Origin of the sequence: Borrelia coriaceae, assembly GCF_023035295.1 — a bacterium.
Lineage (GTDB): Bacteria > Spirochaetota > Spirochaetia > Borreliales > Borreliaceae > Borrelia > Borrelia coriaceae.
In genome coordinates, this window is record NZ_CP075083.1 from 26,924 (window position 1) to 46,011 (window position 19,088).

At 30.3% G+C, this 19,088-nt stretch carries 16 protein-coding genes; 1 reads left to right on the forward strand and 15 read right to left on the reverse strand.

The window, feature by feature from the left end:
* Positions 1–51 precede the first annotated feature (51 nt).
* Entirely contained in the window at positions 52–1,173 is a 1,122-nt protein-coding gene (locus tag bcCo53_RS05690) for a complement regulator-acquiring protein (RefSeq protein WP_025408508.1), read from the forward strand.
* 90 nt (positions 1,174–1,263) lie between these two features.
* On the opposite strand, the gene bcCo53_RS05695 is transcribed toward bcCo53_RS05690, so the two are convergent.
* The 15 genes from bcCo53_RS05695 to bcCo53_RS05765 form a co-directional block, all read right to left on the reverse strand.
* Positions 1,264–2,148 carry a hypothetical protein gene (locus bcCo53_RS05695; RefSeq protein WP_025408507.1) on the reverse strand — a complete coding sequence of 295 codons (885 nt, stop codon included), beginning with the start codon at positions 2,146–2,148 and terminating at the stop codon, positions 1,264–1,266.
* A gap of 444 nt (positions 2,149–2,592) precedes the next feature.
* Positions 2,593–3,654 (reverse strand): hypothetical protein, encoded by a 1,062-nt coding sequence (locus bcCo53_RS05700; protein ID WP_025408506.1) that lies wholly within the window; start codon positions 3,652–3,654, stop codon positions 2,593–2,595.
* Positions 3,655–4,040: 386 nt separating this feature from the next.
* A complete protein-coding gene (locus bcCo53_RS05705; protein ID WP_025408505.1) occupies positions 4,041–4,952 on the reverse strand; it encodes a hypothetical protein in 912 nt (303 codons plus the stop codon).
* A gap of 668 nt (positions 4,953–5,620) precedes the next feature.
* The gene (locus bcCo53_RS05710; protein ID WP_025408503.1) at positions 5,621–6,553 is read right to left on the reverse strand and encodes a hypothetical protein; all 933 of its coding nucleotides are present in this window, start codon (positions 6,551–6,553) and stop codon (positions 5,621–5,623) included.
* A 390-nt stretch (positions 6,554–6,943) separates the two neighbouring features.
* Positions 6,944–7,690: a hypothetical protein gene (locus bcCo53_RS05715; protein ID WP_155806404.1), complete on the reverse strand. Its 747-nt coding sequence runs from the start codon at positions 7,688–7,690 to the stop codon at positions 6,944–6,946.
* A 357-nt stretch (positions 7,691–8,047) separates the two neighbouring features.
* The gene (locus tag bcCo53_RS05720) at positions 8,048–8,890 is read right to left on the reverse strand and encodes a hypothetical protein (protein ID WP_028328172.1); all 843 of its coding nucleotides are present in this window, start codon (positions 8,888–8,890) and stop codon (positions 8,048–8,050) included.
* 385 nt (positions 8,891–9,275) lie between these two features.
* Positions 9,276–10,145: a hypothetical protein gene (locus bcCo53_RS05725; protein WP_155806843.1), complete on the reverse strand. Its 870-nt coding sequence runs from the start codon at positions 10,143–10,145 to the stop codon at positions 9,276–9,278.
* 455 nt (positions 10,146–10,600) lie between these two features.
* Positions 10,601–11,410, reverse strand: a complete 810-nt coding sequence (locus bcCo53_RS05730) for a hypothetical protein (protein ID WP_025408498.1) — start codon at positions 11,408–11,410, stop codon at positions 10,601–10,603.
* Between the two features lie 127 nt (positions 11,411–11,537).
* A complete protein-coding gene (locus bcCo53_RS05735) occupies positions 11,538–12,296 on the reverse strand; it encodes a hypothetical protein (protein WP_025408497.1) in 759 nt (252 codons plus the stop codon).
* Between the two features lie 154 nt (positions 12,297–12,450).
* Complete coding sequence (locus bcCo53_RS05740; protein WP_025408496.1) at positions 12,451–13,257, reverse strand: collagen-like protein; 807 nt, start codon at positions 13,255–13,257, stop codon at positions 12,451–12,453.
* A 47-nt stretch (positions 13,258–13,304) separates the two neighbouring features.
* Positions 13,305–14,060 carry a collagen-like protein gene (locus bcCo53_RS05745; protein WP_025408495.1) on the reverse strand — a complete coding sequence of 252 codons (756 nt, stop codon included), beginning with the start codon at positions 14,058–14,060 and terminating at the stop codon, positions 13,305–13,307.
* A gap of 33 nt (positions 14,061–14,093) precedes the next feature.
* Entirely contained in the window at positions 14,094–14,939 is an 846-nt protein-coding gene (locus bcCo53_RS05750; RefSeq protein ID WP_155806405.1) for a hypothetical protein, read from the reverse strand.
* A 286-nt stretch (positions 14,940–15,225) separates the two neighbouring features.
* Complete coding sequence (locus tag bcCo53_RS05755) at positions 15,226–16,140, reverse strand: hypothetical protein (RefSeq protein ID WP_025408493.1); 915 nt, start codon at positions 16,138–16,140, stop codon at positions 15,226–15,228.
* A gap of 447 nt (positions 16,141–16,587) precedes the next feature.
* Positions 16,588–17,724: a hypothetical protein gene (locus bcCo53_RS05760; protein ID WP_025408492.1), complete on the reverse strand. Its 1,137-nt coding sequence runs from the start codon at positions 17,722–17,724 to the stop codon at positions 16,588–16,590.
* 224 nt (positions 17,725–17,948) lie between these two features.
* The gene (locus tag bcCo53_RS05765) at positions 17,949–18,968 is read right to left on the reverse strand and encodes a hypothetical protein (protein WP_025408491.1); all 1,020 of its coding nucleotides are present in this window, start codon (positions 18,966–18,968) and stop codon (positions 17,949–17,951) included.
* Positions 18,969–19,088: the final 120 nt, after the last annotated feature.

Sequence of the window (19,088 nt, forward strand, 5' to 3'; positions counted from 1 at the left end):
CATTCTTAATTGATGATCGTATTAATATAATACAAGGGAGGAGAATCTCTGATGAGATCCAACATTTTAAATAATATTTTCATTACATTTGCTTTAACAGTAGTTATGTTCACAAGCTGTGACTTAAAGAAGATGGGAAAGCCAAACACTCTTAGAAAACCACAAATAGCTCAAGGCGATGATGCAAAAAGCCTAACTCTAAGTACACAATTGCCTAATATCAATATTACATTGATAAAAAAATTAAAAAATGAACAACCAATGGAAATAAAACATAATAAACAAACAGCAAAAGATGAAGCAATAAAAGCAATAGAAGTAAAAGATGAAAATAAAACACAAGAAGAAGCAAAAAATAAAAAACAAGAAATAAAAGATGAAAATATAACACCAGAAGAAACACAAGATGAACAAACAGCACTTGAAAAAGAAGACATGCTACCTACACAAAATGAAAGCTCAACTCAAACACAACAAGCTCAAGAACAAAGACAATCACAAGAAAGTTCAAAAGAAGAAAATACAGTAGAATCAGAAGAAAACAGAGAAAAAAAAGAACTAATAGAGCAGATAATACAAAAAACCCAAGAAGGGATAAATTCAATAAAAGACTATAAAAATAATACTGAAAACGTTAACCAATATGGAATGCAATCCGGAGTATTTAAATACTTAACCAATACTCAAAATAATAAAAACTTACAATCTCCTGAAAATAAAGAGATAAGAGAAATATTTTATTCATCATTAGAATGGAAAGAAGACAAACTTAAAACAATTGGTGAAATCCTTAATAAACTAGCAATACACGGCAACAATCTCAATTTGACAAAAACAATCGTATTAACAGGAATAAATTACCCTTACTCAGACTTTAAGTGGATAATTAATCTAATACAAGACAAAAAAGATAATCTTAAGAATTTAAAACTTCAAGAATTAAAAGATATCAAACAAAATCTTTATGAAGTTTATGAATTAAGAAACAAATGGATAACTACTATTACTAACATTATTCATGCGTATGATCATAATACTAATAACATAAAAAACAGCAATCAAGAATTGATCAAGTATACAAAATCTAAGTATGATACAGAATTGAAAAATGAAATTCCTAAACTTGAAAGCTTAGCTAAAAACATTGCAGATACTTTAAAAGTAAACTATTAGTTAAAAATATTGACAAAGCTTTAAACTAAGCCTTTACAAATAAATAAGAAATTAGAGAGGCACTTATTGTGCCTCCTTTTTTATTAATTTTTAATTACTTATTATTCTCTTAATCAAATTCTTAAGCCTATCTAAAGCTTGGTCAAACTGTTTAAGCAACGGATTAATCCCTTTACTCTCATGATAGATATTTTGCAAATGCAACAATATTGTTGGTATATCATTTGTACTAGCCGCGTCTTCTATATGCTTTTTAATATTAAGTAATATGCTTGCCCGAGCATTAATCAATGTACGTAATTGCAATGTAATATTTTTTATTTCATCTTCAGTTGACAATTCTTTAAGTTTTCCCAAAACATCATTACTTAAATACATCTGACCATCTCCTCTAGAAACAATTGCAACCTTACTCAAAACGCGCAGTACATCGCCCATAACTATTTTATAATTGAATTTATCATAATCCCAATTAAAAACTTTACCCTCTTCTATAATTAAACCTAATGAATCTAATATATTCTCCAAATGCTTAATACGATTAGCATCATACTCTAAACTCTCGTAAACATCATAATGTGTATTTGGATCGACCAAATATCCTAAAAATTCATTGAAAGGAATCTTGAATGAATGACCACTTTGCTCAAAGTTGACTCTTAAATTTTTAAGTGAATCACTAAATTGCCTCACTTCTGCCACCAATATCTCATAAGGTGCACATACCGAATTAATATTATCTTTATCTGACTGATTAATACTATCTATATTCACCCGGTCAACAGGTAAGTCTGTTCTACCCTCTAACAAGCTTGGGTTCTCAAATATTTCTTTGCCACCGTTTAATTTGGGAGTTATTAAGCCATCAGGTATTATATGGTCTCTATTTTCACTTAATTTACCAACCAATTTTTTATCCAAACCACAAGACACGATCAAAGTCAATATACAAAATGATATGCTAAATTTTTTCATAAAAATATCTCCTTTTCAAGCTTTTACACTATACAAATAATAATTAATCTTATATAATACAAATTACATTATAATAATAAATACATTATATATAATTTAAAGTTATCACAATTTTGTTTCGTCCATTCATAACAAACAATGTTTAAATATCAGCTTGATTCCTCAAGCTGATAGGTGGCTTAACCTTTTGTTTATATTGATTATATCTTTTAAAAAATTAACTACAAACACACCCTTACTAACTAATGATACAATTATAAACACATCTTTAAGCCTAAAATAATATTGAAAACCAAACAAAAATCCTAAGCGCATCTTATCTAAGCTCCTATCTAAACTAGTTTTTTAAATGTTCATGTTTATATCTCATCAATTTTAGATTAAAAAAATAATGCATAATAACTTAATATTGATAAAAATATTACCCATTTCATTTAAATCACCTCACTTTAGATAACCAATTAAAAACCTCATTTCAAGTAAATTTTTTCGCAAATAGTCCACTTTCATAATTATCGGCTCTAAGCGTCCATTGCCTGTATTAACCATTGATCTCAATGGAGCCATCATCCGCTCTTTAGAACGATTATTCTCTTTATGATCTATTGCAGCATATAACTTATTGCGTATTAAACCTATAATTTCTTTCCTTAAGATAATAAAATTATCTAACTTAACATCAAGCATACGAATACTTGAAGCAGATTTTTTACCAATTAAAGCTAAGTTTTCATCAGTCAAATTAATATTTAAGTTCTCAAAGGCATAAGCTGTAACACTACACAATATAGTAAATATATTTAAGACAAGCTGAGTCTCACTACCCAAATATCTGTGATCACTCTCAGGTATTGATACGTCTAACTCTTTAACTAGCTTTTTTACAATTTGAATATCCCCAACATCATTATCCAAAGTGACATAAATCATATTCTTTCTTTTTGAATGCTCAACATATTGTTCTAAGTCTCTAGAAACCTTCTGGCCATCAAAGAAAGAAACACTAGGATCAAATCCTACCCTCTCAGCCAAAGCTGAATCTAATACAGGATTAAGCAACTCCTTATAATACTCTACTCTCATAAGGAATGCTCTGTAAGCTTGTTCTTGTTCCGTTTTTTCAGCCTGACTTATAATACTCCCCCTATTATCTATTTGACTCCCCTTATAATCTACTTCACTACCTTTATTAACCTCACTCTTTCTATTACCTACTGCACTACCATTATCCTCACTATCACCATCTTCCTCTTGATTATCTACTCTTATAGGCATTCCAACTGTACTTTCTATAGTTGATTTAAATAATGGAGGGGATGGCTTAACTAACTTATTTAAAGTTGCACTTATTGACCGATCTACTGTATTTGTTGACCGATCTACCGTATTTTTAGTAATCATCCTATCTAAATCTACATTCGGCTTTTGATTAAATACATCAGGCTTACATGCCATCGTCATGATTATAATACTAATTAAACAGATTAACACACTACATGTTTTCACTCACTTCTCCTTAATAATTATCAAAAAATAATACATAAATAAATTTGCAATTAATATAATTAATAAATCAACTTATAATTAAATCAATTTATAAAAATAATATTATTAAATAATTTATGAAATATAAGCAAATAAACTTGTAATAACAACATAAATGACTTAAAAGCCTCTATTTATAAGTTACAATTACAAGTATGTCTACAAAAATAATTATTTTTTACTTAAAAAAAGTCACGTAAAAATACGCAAATAAGTGAAACGTTTGAAATTAAATAAAATTAACTCTAATAATGAATAACCAACATTTTTAAATTTACCAGTAAAATTTTATCATTTTTAAATTAACACTTTCTTAAATAAGAAGACACGGATTGAGAAAATGTAATTTACAAATATAAAGGCCTCTTAGATATTACATCAAAAGCATCCAAACCCCTCTTATACTTAAGCTCCCAAAATCCTCCAGTAGACTCCTTCATATGCATAAATGCAGAAGCAGCTTCTCCATCCTTAGTGATCTTTTCAATTTCCTCTATAAGCTTATCTATATCACTCACACTTGCTGCTGCTACTACTATTTGGTCCTTAACCTTAGAAATAGCATCAGCCCTTGCCATCATTATTGTATCTAACTGAGCAGACATTGCAATAAACTCATCTGCAGACTGAATGTCTGTTAAATTAGCCTCATCAAAACAATTATATAAAACCTGATAAGCATAATGTGTAAGCTCAAATAAAACTAGACATAAATCAAAAGCAATAGATCCCTTTTCAATAAATATAAAATTTGCATAAACGTAATTTGCCAATTTTGCCAATACTCCCAAATTTGACTGATCATCCTGAGAAACAGAAACACTAGCATTGTATAAAGCGTCAAGTATTACACTTAATTTCTCAATCAGATCAACGTCATGCTCAAGAGCCGTGTACACATAGTTTTGCTCATCTGGGGTCTCATACTCTGCTAACACGTTTAAAAGGAAATTCATTCTCTCTTCAAGCTCATCATTAAGATTAACTTTCTTAATTTCACGTTCAAATTGTTTCTTATATTTATCCACGACTTGTCTAAATTCAATGTAAGCTGCATCTCTTGTCTTAGAAGATTGGGAAGCTAGAGGACCTTCAGGCTTTAATACTTCATTACCTTTACCTAAAGAATTTGTAGGTACAACAACCTCTGGTAATACTACTCTAGTTTGACCCGTACTGCTCGAAGTATCACTTACGTCTTGCTTGCAAGAGACAATGCCAACAGCAAATATATAAAAACCAATTCCAAACTTTATCATACATAGTTCTCCTTTCTTCATCCTGTATCAATAACATTATCAATACTTAATCCATAATGTATAACAACATTTAAAACCATATACATACCACTATATTTAAAGATCAATGCATAAAAAGATGGGGCAACTCTACCACAAAGGCTAAAAGCAAATATACAGAAGAAAGAAACTATAAAGATCGTAAACCCACTTCCACTAAAAAACACATTAGTAAACTTATGTGAATAATTCCATAAAATCTCTCATTGTGCTTCCTATTGCTTTTACGTAAAATTAAAAATTTAAATTTCCAAAGCCAAGCCACCACCTAATCCAGACTACCTCTTTAAAAAATGTAAACTGGTATTTTTGTTACCAAACTCTATTCTTTTAAAAATACAAGATATATTATAATATATTATATCTTTGTATTTGTTATTATATACGAATCATTATTAATCACAACTAATGTAAAAATTTTTAATTCGTTGTTTTACAAATTATCTTTACTAATTAACTCTCACAACTAATTAGCTCTGATATTGCCATCTATATAAACATCTTGCAAGCTCACATACAACTTTAGTATGCGGACTAACAAAAGCTTCAAACCCCTTTAAATCCAACTAAGATTACAACTGAAAAGAACACATCCTTCTTATAAGGATGGTTCCATATAAACTCTATACTCAATGATAAAATTCCAACTCTGGTGCTATATTTATAACTTTATACTTAATATCATTGCTTAAACCTTGCATATCAATAATGTTTGAAGGCTTACCATCAACTGCATAAGAATAAATTTTAAGATAAATAGGTGCACTACTCCCAACAATTGTCTCAGAAAATTTATTACGCATCTTTTGATTATCACCCAGTTTTGTTACTGTTGCTGCTAGTAATATTTTAATATCTTCAATCAACTCAAGCCTTTTTTTAAATAAGCAATCCAGCTTCTCTTGCAGATAAGCAATATCTTGTAGAGAGGCTTTATTTTCTAGTACATCTAAATGGTCAGGTCTTAAAATACCAATACCCTCATCCACAACGCTACGGACATGCACGAACATATCATGTATACAGTCAAGTAATTCCTCAGCATACATGGCGTCTAACCTTATAGCATTAGGTCCTGTTAATTCATTTACTATTAACTGTACATGACTAATAGCACGAACGTCATACCCTAAAGCAGGGTAAATCATGTTCCTATCTTGGTGAATCTTAAAAGAATCTTCATTTGGACGAGCATCATACCAATCATTTGTAAAATGATCATGCACAAATGTAATTTGTGCATTAAAATAAGCAGAATTTTTCTCACCTTTCTCAAACTTATAGTAAGCATTTCTCAATGATTCATTAAACTTGGCTATCTTTTCTCTTAAAATATTAACAGCCTTAACTACTTGTACCTTCTCAGGCTCCTCTTCTACTAATGATCCATCCCTCTCATCGCTATTCTCATCGCTATGATGCACTATGCTACCTATTTCGATCGGTGTAGGCTTTACAGAAACAACAGCACTACTACTTACGGGTATACGATCAGGCGCACATCCAAACATCACAAGACCCAAGACACTCAATATAAATATGTGAAAAGATATTTTTATCATTAATATTCTCCTTATCATTTTTGATCTCTATCTCTTTTTATCTCTAAACCATACTTTTATCTATACTCTAAACATATAGATATAGATAAAATCTAGGAATAATAGGTTGTAAACTACAATATATATCCATTAATTACATATAACAATAAAAATAAATTATATTTATTAAAAATAAATTATTTATTTTAAAACTTAATATATATCCCAAATTAGTAACAAATAAATACAATTTATAAACAATTAAAATAATTTAACATGGTACGTTGATACAATAAAAAAACAGTTTACATATCTAAATTAAACTTTAAAATATGTAAACTGAATTAGGTGGTGGCTCAACCTGTAATATTTATTACAATTAATAATATAAGACCTGCAACTAGGTTGCAATTAATGTCGCTTATCAAGAGAATATACACTATCTACAAATTTAAAACTCATTATTCTAAATTCTGTACATAAAACACAAACTCTACTAGAAGCACATTGAAAAGCATCAATCAATTCTAACGATTTTTTAATCTCATTTTCATCACTAAATAACACTGAATTATTTATTATGCCTTGAAGCAAGCTTACCATTTCCTGGCCTTTTTCAAGCATATCATCTAGTATAACTTTTATTGAAATTAAACCTAAGACATCCTGTGATTCTTTAAGCATGCTCAAAAAATTATCAGAATCAATCCTATCTAAAGCATTAATTAAATTATCTCCAAACACACTTAAATTATTCATTAACTCCAAAGCAAATTTATGATTATCATGACTTAAATCCTTTATTATTGATTTTAAGTTATTTAAAGTTTCTCTGTCATAATTTAGAGCAATTTGGATATTTTTGCTAAAATTTACAGAACTAACCTCTTCATACTGATTCATAGCAATAATTTCATCAACAAGTTCTTCAAGATCAAAATCATTAGGCACTTCAAGCTTATAATTTAATGACTCTTGAAGCAATCTTAAACTCGCAAGTAATTCAGCATAAGCTCTCTCTTCTTGCTCTTCTATTGACCTATTCATACCTGTGTGACTTTCTAATTTATCATGAGATGCAGAAGAAAAAAAATTCTTCCCAAATCCACATCCTAACATTAACACATCCAGTAAACATACCATACATATTCTTTTCACATTAATATTCCCCTTCATACTCTATTGAATTAAACCCTAAACTTGATGTTACGCAGTACATTTTTAAATATATCTTTACGCTTATTATAACATAATGACATTAATTAATAATATTAAATAACTAAATTTAAATCACAAATTACATTAAATTTTCTCTCTAAAGCTAAGATAAACAAAAATACAGCCTACATCAGTATGTAGGCTTAATATTAATTAACTTAATATTTATTAACATCTATCTTAACATTTATTTATATATACTTATATGTACTTAACTTACCCTAAATACAAAGTGCTTAAAGACACAAACTTTAAATACAAAAGTATTGTGCAAATTCATGGCATTATATCTCTAGCCTATTTTATATCTTTCCCTCTCTTTATCTCTTTATTCTTACCTTTCTTCTTCAAACGCGCCTGCTGCTCTTTGAAATCATCAATCTTCTTCTTAATACTCTTCCTTAGACCTAACAGACTATCATTACCAACCTCAATTACCCTTACAATCTCTCCATTCTTATCTAAAATAATATCCACTGCATTCTTAATTGATTCGCCCCCTTCTAAACCTTCCATATCCTTTAGTTTTTCCTTCAATAATTCAAGCACACGCTTCCTTTGTTCAAAAAATTTATCTAGATCAAAATTAATAGAATTGATAAGCTCTACATTACTGCTCTCTTGCAACATATCTAAATTGACATTACTCAAAATCTCACCATCATCTTCAACAACATCACTAATGCAGCTTCCATTATCTCTTAAGAGTATCAACAAATTCTCAGCCAAATCCTTACCATCAGAAATATCAGAGTCTTTTAACAATGCATATATAATTTTTTTTACTACATCAAGACAAGAAATATCATAATTTAAGCCAAGGTAAACACAATTCCTTGAGTAAAAATCATCTCTCTTAAAGTACAAATCAAAACCACTAAACATACTATTAAACATAGTTTGATCAAATTCTGCAGGCTTCTTTACTGAATCCCTAAACAATTTTAAGCTTTCAAGCAATATGGTATAAGGCGTTTGTGGCACTGATTCTTCGTATACACTTAGGTAAGATAAACCAGGAGCACTCAAACCTCCTGTAAGACGATTAGTGGGCGTAGTAAATGGAACTGGAGCACTAGCTACACAACTTAGCAGCATTAACCCCAAAATACCAATTATAATCACACCTATTTTTATCATATATTCTCCTTTTTTTTATAATATCTTTTTATCACTAATAATATCAATAATAAATGGAAACTACTTGAAACATTCATCTTATACAAAAAAAAATTCTAAATACAATACCTATCTGTAAAATTACATGACAACATAAAAAAATTAACTCGTTTGATTAACATATGAGTTATCATTTACTATCAATAAAAAGCCAGCCTACGTCTTTAATTTACGCCTTAAAGCACGCAAGCTGGATCAGGTGGTGGCTTAACCTGTAATATTTATTATACTTAAATAATATAAAATCTGCAATCGAAATTTAACTTTAATTCAAACTTTAATTTAAAAGTACAAATCAAATTAAGGTCAAGTAGCCTAACTCACCTTTAACTAATATTAATCTTACTTATATCAACTTATCTACTTTATCTCTAATTAGATCCCTTAACCCTTTTAACCCCAAAATTTCCTTAGTAGAAAAAATACTCTCATAAATAAATTCATTCTCCTTAATAATCTTATCAAGATGCAAGTTTAACCCTCGAATATTAGACCGTGCTGCTACTCGCATATTAGCCAATCCTGCTGCTCCTCTAAGCAATATCTTAACCCTTTCTATTATATTGTTGCGTACCAACAACATAATATCTAATATATTCTTAATATCTCCTATAGCTTCTGTATTATTTATACCGCTAAGTAAAGCCAAATTATTTTCACTCAAAATTGCAGAATCACCACTAGTAACATCACTTACATACTCAGCACTACTCTTTAGATTACTTAATAATTTAACAGCAGTATTAAAGTCCTCATCATGCCCATCATCACTTACTAAGTTGTCTACCACTATTTTTAAATTATTTAATGCATCAACGTCTTGCATTAAACTAGCATAAACGTTATTTTTATCCCTTTCTATATCAGAATCACCATCTCTAGACTCAACTCCTTTATTATCCCAAACGCTAAATATACTATCAAACCGAGAGGCATCAAATCCTTCAATCTCATAATTCAGCGAAGATTTAAGCTTGCCCAAACTTTCAAGTAATGCGACATAAGCTGGATCTACTGATATCTTTACTGGTATTTTTAATTTTACATTCTCACCTAAAGAATCTCCATTTTTAGATTCCCTAATTACTAGTTCGCTTAAAAATGCTTTACTAGGCTTTGGCAACAAATTATGATTTTTTTTAACACTTCCCTTATAGCCTCCTTTATGACTCTTTTTAGTGCTTGGCAAAGTGCCTCTCATCAATCCAAAATCCACTGGACACCCTAACATTAGACATAAAAAACCAAAGACACAAATTATCATATATATTTTTTTCATTAAATAGCCTCTCTTTTCGCACATACATACCAAACAGTAATAATACTAAGAGGTACATAATATATTAAACTATTTTAAATTAACCTTAACTCTTACATTGAATAATCATTAATCAATGATTGCCCAATATAATGATTAATTAATAGATTTAATATATTATTGATTAATAGAATTTATTATTTTCAGCTTTATTTCTTCTAGTGTAGTTCACTTCATTAAATTAACAATATTGTAATTAATATTTAAGTTTAAATTAAAATACAGTAAAACGTATATCAAAAAAAGCAATCCATGCCACTATACACAGAAAGCTTAATATATAAAAAAATAAATATTAAAAGTCAATATCACCTACACTTAAACAGTAAATACTTGACTTAAAATTAAATATGCTAAAACTTTGCCCTTACAACCCCTAACACTAAATCATTAACCGAATGTTCAATCTTAGTACGTAAATCCCTTAAGCTTTGTTTTGCAGAAGAATTAATGCTCTCTTTAAGAGCACCTTGAGAATTAATAATAGATGCAAGTAAAGATAAAACTTCAACATCATCTACTGCTCCTGCTGCACTCAAAAGCATACCTTTTGCCATATCTACTACAACATTTCTTAAATTAAGCATCTCATCTAAATAAGACTTAAGTAAAGTTATACCTTTTAAATCATTACTAAGTAACAGTACATTTAAATTATCCTGATTTAAAATCCCCTCATCCTCATCAATAACTTCCCTGATGTACATTGCACTAGCCCTTAAACGGTACAATAAACGCAAAGCAAACTCCCTATTTAACTGATTCTCACCAAAAGATGTCAAAATATTTATAACTAGTTCTAAGTTTTCAAGGGACACAACTTCATGCTTTAAGCTAGCATAAACATCATCCCTCGCCTCATCACTACCCAAATCTGCCTCAAACTGATTAAATATATTATCATCAAAGGAAGACTTTCTGGGCAAAAAAGAATCACGATTTTCATTATAAGAAGCTTTAAGAGCAGACAAACTCACCATTAATGCATCATAAGCTACTACCACCTGTGGGTATCTTGTTCTAGGTGGTGGGGGTATTGATGGAACTAAAGATCCAACATCTCTTCTAAATCCAGTAGACATACTTACGTTAACTGAAGATTCTCTGCTGACTCCACAGCCTAAAATACCAAATATACAAACTAACATAGACATTTTTTTCATTAAATATTCCCCTCTCCTCTACTCAACACTTATGTAGAGGGTTTTAAGTTAACTGTGAACATAGGTTATTCTCAATACCAAATCAATATATAATATCAATCTATAATATCGCTTTAATACAAATACTTTAATTTCCCAATATCTGATCAACCCTTCTCTCAATTGCATCTCTTAAGCCTTTAAGGCTTCCTGTAGTATTACCATTAATGCTCCTATAAAGATTAGCATTATTATCAATAATCGGTAACAAACAATCTTTAATATTTGCAATACCTTGAGCCTTATCTGCTAAAACTAATATATCTCCAATTTTGTCTATCACATTATATCTGAGAAATAACATCCTATCTAAAAGAGCAACAAGCTCAACAAGATCATATTCATCTTTGCTAGCCACAATTTTGTCTAAATTATCCCTGTCTAAAATATCCCCAGGCCCAATTTTACTTATAACGTCATAAAAATACTGCCCAACATTACTTAAAACATCACATAAAGCCTTAGCAGCAGCAAGATATTCACCAGCATTATCAACAGCATTCAATAACTTACCTACTATATTTTCCAATTTTGAAGCATAATCTTGATCATAACCTATACCAGCATAAAGATGATCCTTAACCTCATCATTAAAATCAGGAAATGTAGGAACATTATTATGAACATGGTTAAATGGAATCTTTACTTTTTGGGGATCAAAGATAGGCTTATTAGCAAAATATGAACCTTTAAAATTCTTGTATTTTATCTTTAACAATGCAACAGCAGCATTAACATCATAACTCTTCTCTGATGGACCAACTTGCGGACTTAAGAGATCAGAACATCCCACAATTAAAAACCCCAAAGACATTATAACGTACATCACCATACACCTCTTTTGCATTAAATACCTCCTTTAGATTTATTATATTTTCTGTTTACATATAAAGTTATTTACACATAAAAACCTTACTGATAATAAATACATAAATATTATTATAACAATTAGTACTAATTATTTATAATATATTTACTATATCTAACCCCCTAATGCACCACTACGGTACTAATGTTTGTTTTAAGAGTAGCATTTTTTTCTCAATCGCATCTCTTAAACCTTTTAAACTCTCCTCACCTGTATAAATTTTCTTATAAACTTTTCCATTTAAAGAGACAATTGCTTTCAATTTAAATTTAATATTTGCAATATGATGTATAATAGACGGGTCAACTAAAAATAATTTTGTTGAATCTAAAATTTCTTTAATATCACTTATCACACACTCCCTTTTGTATAAAAGCTCCATTAACATAGCATTAAGTTCATTAACATCTTCCATATTATTACCCCTCTTAAGTCTAGACAAATTAACATCACTTCTTATCATATCTTCTGAATTCATAATCTCTATAACGTCATGAAAGTACTCTGAGCTATTTTTTAAAGCCAACAACAAGCCCCTAGCATGCTCTCTATTAGCATCACTAACAATCTTTTTTAATGCAATGATTATTTGTTTTACTATCTCAATATATTCAATGCTATATCCTAAACCAGCATAAACACTATTTCTCTGTTCTTCTGTCCTAAATTCATTCCCAAACTCAATACTAATAAATGGAATATCTCTATCAAAATCGGCCTTTCTTGCACTAAATGCCTTATAGTTAATATCATAAATTCTTAAAAGATGATAATAATTGACCCGCAACAAATCAATATCACTCCGTCCATCATGACCTGGCAATCCCCTCTTCCCATCAGCTCCTTTAGGACCACATGGTCCAATCAGGCCATCAGGACCAACACACCCTACAAATCCTAAGGCGACTAAGATGCATACTACCATACATATCTTTTTCATTAAAAACTCCTTTAACTATCCTATAAACTACTTTACGAAGCTCATAATCACTTAGATGCATCAATTCTATTTTTAATAATGCCTCTCAACCCCCTCAAGCTATCAGCACCAATATAAATCTTTTTATAAATTTCTCCATCAGGCTCAGTAATTGACTTAAATTCATTTCTAAAGTTTGGAATATTACCCATAGTTAAAGATGGCTCGACCTTGCTTAATATCTTCTTAATATCATCTACCACATTTTTCCTCTGCCTAAATATCATCATTAAAAAGACATTAAGTTCAGTAATAAAAGACCTATCATTATTAACGAACTTAACTGTACCAGAACTCGTTAAAAATAAATTTATAACCTGATGAATACACTCTGCACTATCTCTTAAAGCCAACAAAAGCTTCTTAGCAGCATCCTTATCACGACTATTAGCAGGGGGCTTTGTTAATTTTTCTATAATTTGTTTTAATATATTAATATATCTCTCATCATTATTTAAAGCAACGTAAACATAATCTTTACTCTCTTGTGTGCTAAACTCATTTTGAAATATATCAAGTCCAAATGGAATGCTTGTATCAAAACCTGCCTTATTTGGCTCTAATATCTTATAGTTATAATCATAAGACGACTTAAGAAGAAAAACACTTGCCTCTAGCAATTCAAAATCACCACGCAAACCATGACCAATATCACCACGATTGCCATCAGGGCCTCTATCCCCCATAAACCCCCGTGGTCCAGCAGGACCTGAACAACCCAAAAAGGTGCTTAAGAGGCATATTACCATACATACTCTTTTCATTAAAAAACTCCTTTTACCAGCTCTTACACAATACTATGGCACTAATGCCGATCTTAATTCATTAACTTTGCTCTCAATTAGTGCTCTTAAAGTTTGTAAGGACTCATTATTAATCCCAATACCTCTTTTATAAATTTTTGTACGAACTCTTCCATCCAAACTGATAATTGGCTTTAATACACTTCTAATTTTTGGAACATCAATAGGATCTTGACTTAAATAAGGCTCTACCTCTATTAGTATCTCTTTAACACTAGTTAATACATCTTCCCTTTGCCTGAAAACCATCATTAAGAGAAAATTAAGTTCACTAACACCTGCTATGTTCTTACTTTGTTTTATTAAATCTAACTCAACCTCTAAGAAAGATATAATCTGACTAACAAACTGTGCACTGTCACTTAAAGCTGACAATAAAGACATAGCCTCAAACTTAACTATATCATCACTCTGATTTGTTAATATCTTTACAATTCCTTCTACTATCTTAATATCTGCAATGTCATACTTTAAACTTGCATAAAAAGCATTTCTTTGGTTATTCGGATTATTTAGATTAAATTTATCCCCAAATGCACTATGCTCAAAGAGCGCCTTAGTATCGATATCACCCTTTTGTAAATCAAATCTCTCAATATTGCTATTATATGAATGCTTAAGTCTTGTTAAGTCTGCCCCTAATATTGCAATATCACCCCGTCCCAATTCCTTTCCTGCATCTCCCCTAAGTCCCAAAGCCCCTGTAGGACCTACTGGACCTGTAAGTCCCCTTGACCCAGATAAACCTAATGAATCTGCTAGACTTGCTGAAATAGAACATCCAATCATAATAAACCCTAAGGACATTATAAAGTACATTACCATACATGATCGTACCATTAAAAAAACTCCTACTAAATTACACTTTTCCCATATAAAATAAACACACCACATATAAATATTCCTAAATCAACATTAATAATATCCATACCAATATAATAAACAATATTTATCTATATTAATTATCATATCATATTATGATGATAACTATAATAATTAAAATGCACATACCCAAATGCCATATAAATAAAATCTTTAACTAAAGTTAAATGTCTAAAATACAAAAAAATAGGGCCTATAGCTAGCCCTAACTAATTTTAACTAAATTTTCTCTTAAATTACTTAATTATTTTAAACTATGAAGTAGATTTAATATTTCAAACTTCAAATTCCTCATAGCCACTAATTTATCATTAATTTCCGTCTTATAATTAATAATCTCAAAGAATCGCTGTTCAATCACTTTAATATCAGTACTTGACTCTGCTAACATGATTTGCCTTTTCATTTTATTTATCAATTTTCTTCTCTCTGACATGAATTTTTTTAACCTAGAATATATTTTAAGAATAGAATCCATACCTCTGGTTTTAATTGCCTCTAAATTTTCATTAATCAAGATATCACCCAAGACTTCCTCAGTCAATTCCGTAATCTCAGTAAAATTTTTAAACAACATATAAAGAACAGGATTATGTTCGTCTGTATCAGACGTTACTACATCTAATACATTATCCAGTGCCCTAAGAACTTCAACATCATACCCAAGAGCAGCAAAAACTACATCTCTTTTATCAGGATCTTCAAAGTCTGGCGATATTGCATCATAAAAGAGACCATATAAATATTTCTCATCATCAAACTTAACACGCTCATCCTCAAGCTTAGTTTCACATTCAATTATTTTATCCTTTAATAGTTTGTAAGCCTCCTCGGCTGTCTTTACATCAGACCTTTTTAAAACAGGTGGAGGGGGATCAGAACTGCTCTCAACTATTATCTCTTGAATCTCATTCCCACCATCACCCTTAAGTCCTATTACTAATGGTGGTGCTGGCGGGGGCAACCGATTTTCCTGATCATTCTTTTTATTCTCTTCAGCAGATGCCACTTTAGAGGATGCCTTAGCTACTTTATTATTTGATTGGATAATGTCCTTTTTTTTATTCGTTGGCTTAGGCTCGTATTGTTTACAAGTCAACACACTTAAGAAACATAATATACATAATAAAGTATTAATTAAAGTACTGATTTTTCCCATATAATTCTCCTTTTATTTACTATCTAACAAACTAACATAACAAAATATATTAGTTAACGCATTTTACTATTAACCAATATAAAGCATGATTTCAGTTATACAATAATTTAAAATAAAAATAATTAAAATTTAATAGAGATTAATTTAATCGTTAAAAATGATTTAAATCTAAAAAATACGTTAAATACCTTTTTTAAAGGTATATTTAACATAATTAATTTATCTTTAAAAAGAAACCAGAAAATCAAAAAAATTTGAAACATCTCTATACCCAAAGAAAATCATAGATTATTAATTAATTTCCTTTAAAAACCTTATTTTAAAATAATGACTTAAATAACCTGGACTGGAATGCACTCATTGCCTGAACACTAGATTAAAGAAATACTAAAAAAAGGGGAGGATCTACAAGCCCCCCTCCCTATCCATACCCTTCTTAACCACAAACTACTTAACTAAATATGCTATTCGAGCTACCATTGCTATAATAGAGTAAGCCGCATGCTGAATCTCTCTATCAGAACCACTCTTTAAACCAATAGTTTTACAAAGCCCATCTAACATCTCGCCCTTATTTTTTGATGCTAATAATGTTATTTGATCTTGCACTGTCTTTACTGCCTTATCTCTCACCCTTATAAAGTTTTCTAAAAGAGCATCCAGTGCAATAATATCCTCTACACTCTTGGTATGCTTAATCCGCTCAAGATTAGAACTACTTAAATGAATATTAACAAGATTCCTTGTATAATCTGAAATCTTCAATAAAAGATTAAACAAATGATCAGCTACTTTAGTATCACCGTAGGTATAAGAAGGTGGATATTTTAAATCTAAATTGTTAAATATTCTCTCCAATTCCAAAACAACTCCCAAATCACTTCCTAAAGCAGCATAAATGTCTGACTGCTGCTCTGCAGATACAAAAAATGGTGAGACCATTTTAAAAGGAATATTTAATGCATAATACTTTGGATCAAATCGTTTACGCTCATTTATAAGTTGTGACTTATACTTTATTACTCTATCCTCAAATTCAGCATAAGCTTCTTGTGCTGTTTTTTTAACAACTGGTGGGGGGGGTGGTTGTGCTGGTTCTGCTAATTTAATCTTTGGTTGCAACTCATCCTTTTTCTCATGAGCCTTATTATCTTTGCCTCCCTTTTCAATATTTGCATCACCCTTGCCCTTTATATCTTCATGTTCCTTCCCCTTATCTCCTCCATCCTCAAGCTTCTCACCCTTACCTTGTTTATCTTGCTCCTGTTTATCTTGACCCTTTTTACCCTCAGCCTTCTCACCATCTCCCTTTTTATCTTCAACCTTCAGATCTCCGTCTGAGGGTTTGGGCAAATCTTTAACTTTTGCATCCCCCTTTGACTTATCTAAAATTTTTGACTTATCTGAAATTGAAGACTTTTTATTAGAAGATAAATCTGCTTGACTTGGATCAGAATAACGATTTAAAAAACCTTCCGCTTGATCCATAATTGAAAATTCAGCAGCAGCTCCACTTGCCAACTCACCCTGTTTACAAGACATGATAGTTAAGGCATATAAAAATATTACACCCAACCGCTTCATAAACTTCTCCTTTTTTTAAGCTTTTAAAGATCTATATAATGAACGCTTAGTATCAATATAACTCAATAAAATACCTTTTACCGGAAAATTTATGTAAAAATCTAATAAAAAATTTTAATTCCCATAGTTTTTTATTTTAAATAAAAATTACAATATAAATTGTATATATACAAAAAAGGGAGTTAAAATTAACTCCCAAATTAAATTACAAAATAATTAATCAATTAAATTTTATAAAGTAAATCTTTTATCCGTGCTTCAAAATTTACAATCAAGTAAGATGCATTCTGAACTTCACCATGAACACCTTTCTCTAAACCAACAATTTCCCTTATCCGTTTTAACGCATCTTGTTTATCCTTTGACATTAATAATGATTCTATACTACTTTGAATTTTAAGTGATGCATCCTCTCTAGCTTGAATAAATTCATCTAAACAAGCAGAAAGAGCCTTAATATCATCTTCACTGCCCTTAGCCTTAATGCGCCCAAGATTAGAACTACTTAAATGAATATCAATAATTTTATTGGTATAGTTACCAAACTGCCTCATAAGAACAAACAAGTTCTCACAAGCTACCATAACAGGGGACCTATTATCAGTAGATGAATAATATAGATCTTTAATGTCTAATTTCTCTAGTGCCTTTAACAAATTTTTAACAGCAGCAAAGTTATATCCTAAAGCATTATAAACATCCGCTAAAGCATTATAAAAATCTGGTGTTTGACCTTGAGACATAAACTTTTTACTTACATTTTCAAAAGACGCCTTGATTGGATTAATCTCCAAATACAAATGATCACGTCGAGATAGAGCATCTGCTCTGTAATGCATCAAACGTCTCTCAAGCTTATCATAAGCATCCTCTACTGAAGTTGGAATTCTTGCCTGGGAACTTTTTGGTGAAGCACTCTGTGATGGAGGACTTACTGGTGAGGACTTTATTGGTGCAGGATTTACTGAACCTACTTCTAAGCCTTTTGTTAGAACTTTCCCTTGCAATACTGGAAGATTTGTTTCAATATCCCCCCCTTTCAAACTCCTAATCTTCCTACCCGCTCTATCCAAACTAGACCTGTCGCTTAGAGGTTTCATATCCCATCTGCCAAAATTAAACTGAACACTCTCAACGTCACTTAAATCTCTTAAACGTTCTTGTAAAGGGGCCGACGCACCTTGTTTACAAGACATTACAATTAAGCAACACGATACACAAAATACCATACTAAATCGTTTCATATATTTCTCCTTTTTTAAAGTCAAGTAAGATATAATTTAGTAAACCATATCTTAGACATTAAAATAATATAACATTATATTAAACAAAACCTACACCTACATTCTAATTTAATGTCAAAA

Excerpts from the sequence above, each read along its gene's own strand:
- bcCo53_RS05690 (WP_025408508.1), top strand. The coding sequence starts at position 52 with ATGAGATCCAACATTTTAAATAATATTTTCATTACATTTGCTTTAACA.
- bcCo53_RS05695 (WP_025408507.1), bottom strand. The coding sequence starts at position 2,148 with ATGAAAAAATTTAGCATATCATTTTGTATATTGACTTTGATCGTGTCT.
- bcCo53_RS05705 (WP_025408505.1), bottom strand. The coding sequence starts at position 4,952 with ATGATAAAGTTTGGAATTGGTTTTTATATATTTGCTGTTGGCATTGTC.
- bcCo53_RS05710 (WP_025408503.1), bottom strand. The coding sequence starts at position 6,553 with ATGATAAAAATATCTTTTCACATATTTATATTGAGTGTCTTGGGTCTT.
- bcCo53_RS05720 (WP_028328172.1), bottom strand. The coding sequence starts at position 8,890 with ATGATAAAAATAGGTGTGATTATAATTGGTATTTTGGGGTTAATGCTG.
- bcCo53_RS05730 (WP_025408498.1), bottom strand. The coding sequence starts at position 11,410 with ATGAAAAAAATGTCTATGTTAGTTTGTATATTTGGTATTTTAGGCTGT.
- bcCo53_RS05735 (WP_025408497.1), bottom strand. The coding sequence starts at position 12,296 with ATGCAAAAGAGGTGTATGGTGATGTACGTTATAATGTCTTTGGGGTTT.
- bcCo53_RS05740 (WP_025408496.1), bottom strand. The coding sequence starts at position 13,257 with ATGAAAAAGATATGTATGGTAGTATGCATCTTAGTCGCCTTAGGATTT.
- bcCo53_RS05745 (WP_025408495.1), bottom strand. The coding sequence starts at position 14,060 with ATGAAAAGAGTATGTATGGTAATATGCCTCTTAAGCACCTTTTTGGGT.
- bcCo53_RS05750 (WP_155806405.1), bottom strand. The coding sequence starts at position 14,939 with ATGGTACGATCATGTATGGTAATGTACTTTATAATGTCCTTAGGGTTT.
- bcCo53_RS05755 (WP_025408493.1), bottom strand. The coding sequence starts at position 16,140 with ATGGGAAAAATCAGTACTTTAATTAATACTTTATTATGTATATTATGT.
- bcCo53_RS05760 (WP_025408492.1), bottom strand. The coding sequence starts at position 17,724 with ATGAAGCGGTTGGGTGTAATATTTTTATATGCCTTAACTATCATGTCT.
- bcCo53_RS05765 (WP_025408491.1), bottom strand. The coding sequence starts at position 18,968 with ATGAAACGATTTAGTATGGTATTTTGTGTATCGTGTTGCTTAATTGTA.